Origin of the sequence: Achromobacter sp., from assembly GCF_036567245.1 — a bacterium.
Lineage (GTDB): Bacteria > Pseudomonadota > Gammaproteobacteria > Burkholderiales > Burkholderiaceae_B > Achromobacter.
On sequence record NZ_DATCUY010000070.1, the window covers coordinates 1 to 6747 of the forward strand.

General features: G+C 65.5%; 8 protein-coding genes and 1 pseudogene. 6 read left to right on the plus strand and 3 right to left on the minus strand.

The window, feature by feature from the left end; translation table 11 throughout:
• Together VIR09_RS02895 and apaG are read right to left on the minus strand one after the other, a co-directional pair.
• Positions 1-307: pseudogene (locus VIR09_RS02895) on the minus strand (hypothetical protein); the annotation flags it as partial.
• A 38-nt stretch (positions 308-345) separates the two neighbouring features.
• A complete protein-coding gene (gene apaG, locus VIR09_RS02900) occupies positions 346-720 on the minus strand; it encodes a Co2+/Mg2+ efflux protein ApaG (protein ID WP_207469053.1) in 375 nt (124 codons plus the stop codon).
• Positions 721-849: 129 nt separating this feature from the next.
• Here apaG and rpe point away from each other — a divergent pair, with 129 nt between their 5' ends.
• The 6 genes from rpe to trpC all read left to right on the plus strand — a co-directional run bounded on the left by rpe (position 850) and on the right by trpC (position 6534).
• A complete protein-coding gene (gene rpe, locus VIR09_RS02905; protein ID WP_332011521.1) occupies positions 850-1578 on the plus strand; it encodes a ribulose-phosphate 3-epimerase in 729 nt (242 codons plus the stop codon).
• Between the two features lie 15 nt (positions 1579-1593).
• Positions 1594-2301 carry a phosphoglycolate phosphatase gene (locus tag VIR09_RS02910; protein WP_013391098.1) on the plus strand — a complete coding sequence of 236 codons (708 nt, stop codon included), beginning with the start codon at positions 1594-1596 and terminating at the stop codon, positions 2299-2301.
• A 260-nt stretch (positions 2302-2561) separates the two neighbouring features.
• Entirely contained in the window at positions 2562-4082 is a 1521-nt protein-coding gene (gene trpE, locus VIR09_RS02915) for an anthranilate synthase component I (protein WP_332011522.1), read from the plus strand.
• 56 nt (positions 4083-4138) lie between these two features.
• The gene (locus VIR09_RS02920; protein WP_332011523.1) at positions 4139-4705 is read left to right on the plus strand and encodes an aminodeoxychorismate/anthranilate synthase component II; all 567 of its coding nucleotides are present in this window, start codon (positions 4139-4141) and stop codon (positions 4703-4705) included.
• 12 nt (positions 4706-4717) lie between these two features.
• Complete coding sequence (gene trpD / locus VIR09_RS02925) at positions 4718-5749, plus strand: anthranilate phosphoribosyltransferase (RefSeq protein ID WP_332011524.1); 1032 nt, start codon at positions 4718-4720, stop codon at positions 5747-5749.
• Positions 5746-6534 carry an indole-3-glycerol phosphate synthase TrpC gene (gene trpC / locus VIR09_RS02930; RefSeq protein ID WP_105559586.1) on the plus strand — a complete coding sequence of 263 codons (789 nt, stop codon included), beginning with the start codon at positions 5746-5748 and terminating at the stop codon, positions 6532-6534. The genes trpD and trpC overlap by 4 nt, the downstream gene beginning before the upstream one ends.
• 51 nt (positions 6535-6585) lie before the next feature.
• Here the strand turns inward: trpC and VIR09_RS02935 are convergent.
• The coding region (locus VIR09_RS02935; protein WP_332011525.1) for a helix-turn-helix domain-containing protein at positions 6586-6747 on the minus strand (162 nt) is incomplete at its 5' end.

Genomic DNA, 6747 nt, shown 5'->3' on the forward strand with positions numbered 1-6747 from the left:
CCAGGTTGCCGCTGGTCGGCCGCATCAGGCCGCGGCAATTGCGCAGGAACAGGGGCCAGAAGCGCGACAGGTCATCATTGGTCCAGCCGGGCATCTCGGACCAGTTGGCCGCCTTGTACTTGCCGGCCAGCGCACGCGGCGGAGTGTCCGGCAAGGATGCCAGCGGCGGCACCACCAGGGGGCCGTCGGCCGCAGGCGTGGACGGGCCGGGGATGCTCGGCGAACCCGAGTCGTGGGGGATATCGGAGGGGGTGGAACATGCCGCCAGCAATACGGACAGCACGGACAGACTGAGAATGCGCTTCATGAGCAAATGAAAAAACGTGCGACGGATGGCCGGGCCATTCAATGCAGGGTACGCGGCATGGCCAGGACGAATTCGGCGATCGGCACTTCGAACGGGATGCCGTTCTCGCCGACGCAGTGGTAGGTGCCCCGCATCGTGCCCACCGGGGTAGGCAGGGGACAGCCGCTGGTGTATTCGAAGGTTTCGCCGGGCGCCAGCAAGGGCTGCTGCCCGACGATGCCCAGGCCGCGCACTTCCTGCACGCGCTGGTTGCCGTCGGTGATGATCCAGTGGCGGCTGATCACCTGGGCGGGATGCTCGCCGGTATTGGTGATGCGAACGGTATAGGCGAACACGAACTGCTGTTCGGCAGGGTCGGACTGTTCGGGCACGAAGCGCGGAGAGACAGAGACGCTCAGGTCGTAAGGTTTCACAGTCCTTCCCTGTGTGATGCTGGCAGGCCACCGTGGTACGGCGCCGGACGCTGGAAAAGACGCGGTTCCCGGACCCGCCGGGCCGGGCCATTCCCGGTACCGCGCCTCAAACTGCAATAATGGCACATTATGCCCTCCCCGATCCCGAACATCATGTCTACCCAACAGGCTTCCACCCGCATCACCCCCAGCATCCTGTCGGCCGACTTCGCCCGCCTGGGCGAGGAAGTCCGCAACGTCGTCGCCGCCGGCGCCGACTGGATCCACGTGGACGTGATGGACAACCACTATGTCCCCAATCTCACCATAGGCCCGATGGTGTGCGCGGCGATCCGCCCCCACGTCCAGGTGCCGATCGACGTGCATCTGATGGTGGAACCGGTGGACGAGCTGGTGCCGATGTTCGCCAAGGCCGGCGCCGACTACATCAGCTTCCACCCGGACGCCAGCCGCCACGTGGACCGCACCCTGTCGCTGATCCGCGAAAACGGCTGTAAGGCCGGCCTGGTGTTCAACCCCGCCACCCCGCTGTCCTACCTGGACTACGTGATGGACAAGATCGACCTGATCCTGATCATGTCGGTAAATCCCGGTTTTGGCGGCCAAAGCTTCATCCCCGGCGCGCTGACCAAGCTGCGCGAGGCGCGCGCCCGCATCGACGCCTGGATGCAGGCCGGCGGCCAGGAAATCGTGCTGCAGGTGGACGGCGGCGTGAAGATCGACAACATCGCCGAAATCCGCCGTGCCGGCGCCGACACCTTCGTGGCCGGCTCCGCTATCTTCGGAAAGCCGGACTACGCCGGCATCATCAAGTCCATGCGCGAACAGATCGCCATCGGCGAAACCACCGCCATCTAAGCCCTGGGAACCGACATGACCGCTTTTCGCGCCGCGCTGCTGGACCTGGACGGCACCCTGCTGGATTCGATCCCCGACCTGGCCTTTGCCGCCAACGCCATGCGCGTGGAACTGGGCATGTCGCCGCTGCGCGAAGACGTGGTGGCCACCTTCGTGGGCAAGGGCGTGGACAACCTGGTGCGCCGCAGCCTGGCCGGCAGTTTGGACGCCGCCGACCCCACTGCCGCCGAGTTCGATGTCGCCCGCGCCGCCTTCTATCGCCACTACCACCTATCCAACGGTGAGAAAGCACAGATCTACCCCGGCGTCATCGAAGGCTTGAAACTCATGCGCGAGCAGGGCCTGAAGCTGGCGGTGGTGACCAACAAGCCCACCGAATTCACCCTGCCGCTGCTGCAGCGCACGGGCCTGGCGGGCTTTTTCGACGCCGTGGTCTGCGGCGACACCTGCGAGCGCCGCAAGCCGGATCCCGACCAGGTGTTGCATGCCTGCGACTTGCTCGGCGTCGCCGCGGAGGAAGCCGTGACCATCGGCGATTCCGTCAATGACGCCCAGGCGGGCCGCAGCGCGGGCACCCAGGTGCTGGTGGTGCCTTATGGCTACAACGAAGGCCGCGACGTGCGCGAGCTGGATGTCGATGGTATAGTTGACACGCTAGTCGCCGCAGCCGAGTGGGTCGTGATCTGGAATCAAAACCGGAACGCGGCAAAAACAGGCTCCTGAATACTTGGCGGCTCACCGCGAATTCAATACTGAACAAAGCTCAATGAACGTTTCCATCCAGAACCAAATGCTCGGCGCCTCGTGGCGCTGGTGGCGTTTGTCTTCCGGGTGGCGATGATCCCTCCCGGCCCTGGACGCGTATGCCGCCTAGTGCCGTAGCTGTGTAAAACACAGAGCCAAGCCCGGAACCAGTAACCTGGACCGGGCTTTTTTGTTGTGCGCCTGGTCCGAAAGCAGATAAATCGCTCACGAGACCCGACATGACCGAAATCGAATTCAAGGCCCTCGCCGCACAAGGCTACAACCGCATCCCGCTGGTCGCCGAAACCTATGCCGACCTGGACACCCCGCTGGGCATCTACCTGAAGCTGGCGCATGCCGGCCCCCAGGGCGGGCGCATGACCTGCCTGATGGAGTCGGTGGTGGGCGGCGAGCGCTTCGGCCGCTATTCCTTCATCGGCCTGCCGGCCCGCACGGTGATCCGCGCCAGCGGCACCCGCACCGAAGTGCTGCATGACGGCAAGGTCGCCGAGACTCATGACGGCGATCCGCTGGCCTTCATCGAGCAGTACCAGAGCCGCTTCAAGGTCGCCCTGCGCCCCGGCATGCCGCGCTTCTGCGGCGGCCTGGCGGGCTATTTCGGCTACGACACGGTGCGCCACATCGAGCCCTGCCTGGGCCCCGCGGTCAAGCCTTTCCCCGCCGGCATGGAAGGCGGCACGCCCGACCTGATGCTGATGCACGTGGACGAACTGGTCATCGTCGACAACCTGGCCGGCCGCATCTACCTGATGGTCTACGCGGACCCCTCCCAGCCCGAATCCTACAGCCGCGCCCAACAGCGCCTGCATGACCTGCGCGCCCGCCTGCGACGCCCCGTGGAAATCCCATACAGCCACGCCAGCATGCAGACCGAAGAGCGGCGCGACTTCAAGAAGGAAGACTATCTGGCGGCCGTGCACCGCGCCAAGGAACACATCGCCGCCGGCGACCTGATGCAAGTACAGATCGGCCAGGTCATCGCCAAGCCCTTCCGCGATTCCCCCCTCTCCCTCTACCGCGCCCTGCGGTCGCTCAATCCCTCCCCCTACATGTACTTCTGGAACTTCGGTGACTTCCAGGTGGTGGGCGCGTCGCCGGAGATCCTGGTGCGCCAGGAAAGCGTGGTGGAAAACGGCGAGCCCCAGTCGCAGATCACGATCCGTCCCCTGGCCGGCACCCGCAAGCGCGGCGGCACGCCCGAGGAAGACGCCGCCCTGGCCGCCGAACTCAAGGCCGACCCCAAGGAAGTGGCCGAGCACGTGATGCTGATCGACCTGGCGCGCAACGACGTGGGCCGCGTGGCCCAGGTGGGCTCGGTCAAGGTCAGCGACACCATGGTGATCGAACGCTATTCGCATGTGATGCACCTGGTGTCGAACGTCACCGGCACCCTGAACCCCGGCATGAGCAGCATGGACGTGCTGCGCGCGTCCTTCCCCGCCGGCACCCTGACCGGCGCGCCCAAGGTCGAGGCCATGAAGATCATCGACGAGCTGGAACCCGTGCGCCGCGGCATCTACGGCGGCGCGGCCGGCTACCTCAGCTACGGCGGCGAAATGGACGTGGCCATCGCCATCCGCACCGGCGTCATCAAGGACGGCACGCTGTATGTGCAGGCCGCCGCCGGCATCGTGGCCGACTCCAACCCCGAAGCCGAATGGGCCGAAACCGAAGCCAAGGCCCGCGCGGTGCTGCGCGCGGCGGAACAGGTGCAGCACGGCCTGGACGAACCCATCTGAGGCCCGCCCCCAACCGGACATATCCGGGCCGCCGGGCGGCCCTACAGGAGAATTAAATGCTGTTGATGATCGACAACTACGACTCGTTCACCTACAACCTGGTTCAGTACTTCGGTGAACTGGGCGAAGAGGTGCGCGTAGCGCGCAACGACCAGATCACGCTGGAAGAGATCGCCGCCATGAATCCGGACCGCATCTGCGTGTCGCCCGGCCCCTGCTCCCCCGCCGAGGCGGGCATCTCGGTGCCCGTGATCCAGGCCTTCGCGGGCAAGAAGCCCATCCTGGGCGTGTGCCTGGGCCACCAGGCCATCGGCGCGGCCTACGGCGGCGACATCGTGCGCGCGCAGCAGATCATGCACGGCAAGACCGTGCAGATCTCGCACACGGGTACGGACCTCTTCACCGGCCTGCCCACGCCTTACACGGTGATCCGTTACAACTCGCTGACCATCGATCCCGCCACCTTGCCCGACTGCCTGGCCGTAACCGCGACCGCGCCGGACGGCGACATCATGGGCGTGCGCCACAAGACCCTGCCGCTATACGGAGTACAGTTCCATCCCGAGTCGGTGCTCAGCGAGCACGGCCATGCCCTGCTCCGCAATTTCCTGAACCTCGCCTAAGAAGGACGCATCGTGACGATTTCCCCCGCCGAAGCGCTGACGCGCTGCATTGAACACCGCGAAATTTTCCACGACGAAATGCTGCATCTCATGCGCATGCTGATGCGCGGCGAAATGTCGCCGCAGATCGCAAGCGCCTTGCTGATGGGCCTGCGCGTGAAGAAAGAGACCATAGGCGAGATCACCGCGGCCGCGCAGGTCATGCGCGAATTCGCCACGCCCGTGGTCACGCCCAACCCCGCCGACCTGCTGGACATGTGCGGCACCGGCGGCGACGGCAGCCATACCTTCAACATTTCCACCACCGCCATGTTCGTGGCGGCCGCGGCCGGCGTGCCGATCGCCAAGCACGGCAACCGCAGCGCCTCGTCCTCCAGCGGCAGCGCCGACGTGCTGGAAGCCCTGGGCGCCAATCTGGTGCTGACGCCCGAGCAGGTCGCCGAGTGCATTCAGGCCACCGGCATCGGCTTCATGTTCGCGCCCGCCCACCACGGCGCCATGAAGAACGTGGCGGCCGTGCGCAAGGAACTGGCCGTGCGCACCATTTTCAACATCCTCGGCCCGCTGACCAACCCGGCAGGCGCGGCCAACCAGCTGATGGGCGTGTTCCACCCCGATCTCGTCGGCATCCAGGTGCGGGTGCTGGAACGCCTGGGATCGCGCCACGTGCTGGTGGTACACGGCAAGGACGGCATGGACGAAGCGTCGTTGGGCGGGGCCACCCTGGTGGGCGAGCTGAAAGATGGTCAAATACGGGAATATGAAATCCACCCTGAGGACTACGGGCTATCCATGATGTCCAATCGGTCCATCAAGGTGTCCAATCGCGAGCAGTCGCGCGAACTTGTCATCGAAGCGCTGGACAATGTGGAGGGCGCCGCGCGCGACATCGTCGCGCTGAATGCGGGGCTGGCCATCTATGCCGGCAATAAAGCTGATTCCATTCCCGAAGCCTTAGCGCTAGCATTTGAATTGATTGCCACCGGCGCGGCGCGAGCCAAGCTGGAAGAATTCTGCGCATATACCCGGAAATTCCAGAAATGAACGATATTCTTGCGAAGATCCTCGCCGTCAAGGTCGAGGAAGTCGCCGCCGCTCGCCAGATGCGCAGCGAAGCCGAGGTCCTGCGCGAAGCGCAGGCGCGGCAGGACGTACGTGGCTTTGCCCAAGCCATCGAGGACAAGATCTCGCAGGGCAAAGCCGGCGTCATCGCTGAAATCAAGAAAGCGTCGCCCTCCAAGGGGGTGCTGCGCGACACCTTCGCCCCCGCCGACATCGCCTCGACCTATGCGGTGCACGGCGCGGCGTGCCTGTCGGTGCTGACGGACGTGCAGTTCTTCCAGGGCTCGCACGACCACCTGCGCCAGGCGCGCGCCGCCTGCTCGCTGCCGGTGCTGCGCAAGGATTTCGTGATCGACCCCTACCAGATCATCGCCGCCCGCGCGATGGGCGCGGACTGCGTGCTGCTGATCGTGGCCGCGCTGTCGCCGTCGCAATTGCGCGACTACGAAACGTTGGCGATGGAACTGGGCATGGATGTGCTGGTGGAAGTGCACGACGCCCGGGAACTGGACGTGGCGCTGACCATGAAGACACCGCTGCTGGGCATCAACAACCGCAATCTGCGCACGTTCGAGACCAGCCTGAAGAACACGCTGGACCTGCTGCCCAACATTCCGGCGGGCAAGCGCGTCGTGACCGAAAGCGGCATCCTGAAGCCGGAAGACGTCAAGCTGATGCGCGACCACCAGGTCAACGCTTTCCTGGTGGGCGAAGCATTCATGCGCGCCAAGGACCCGGGCGCGGAGCTTGCGCGCCTGGTAGGCTGAGGCGCCTGCGGCCAGGGGCTGCGCGAGCGCTATTGCGAACTTGCCGCGCAGCTATCGCGGGCGCGGCACAACCAGATTGCCCGCGCGCCGGTACACGGTGCTGCGGTGCACACCCAACGCGCGCGCCGCGCGGCTGACGTTGCCGCCGTGCGCGGCCAGCGCATCGCGTATTGCGGCATCCGTCATGGATTGCAGATCCGCCGCGCCGCTGCC

Coding starts and splice junctions, on each gene's coding strand:
- rpe (WP_332011521.1), top strand. CDS start 850: ATGCCCTCCCCGATCCCGAACATCATGTCTACCCAACAGGCTTCCACC.
- VIR09_RS02910 (WP_013391098.1), top strand. CDS start 1,594: ATGACCGCTTTTCGCGCCGCGCTGCTGGACCTGGACGGCACCCTGCTG.
- trpE (WP_332011522.1), top strand. CDS start 2,562: ATGACCGAAATCGAATTCAAGGCCCTCGCCGCACAAGGCTACAACCGC.
- VIR09_RS02920 (WP_332011523.1), top strand. CDS start 4,139: ATGCTGTTGATGATCGACAACTACGACTCGTTCACCTACAACCTGGTT.
- trpC (WP_105559586.1), top strand. CDS start 5,746: ATGAACGATATTCTTGCGAAGATCCTCGCCGTCAAGGTCGAGGAAGTC.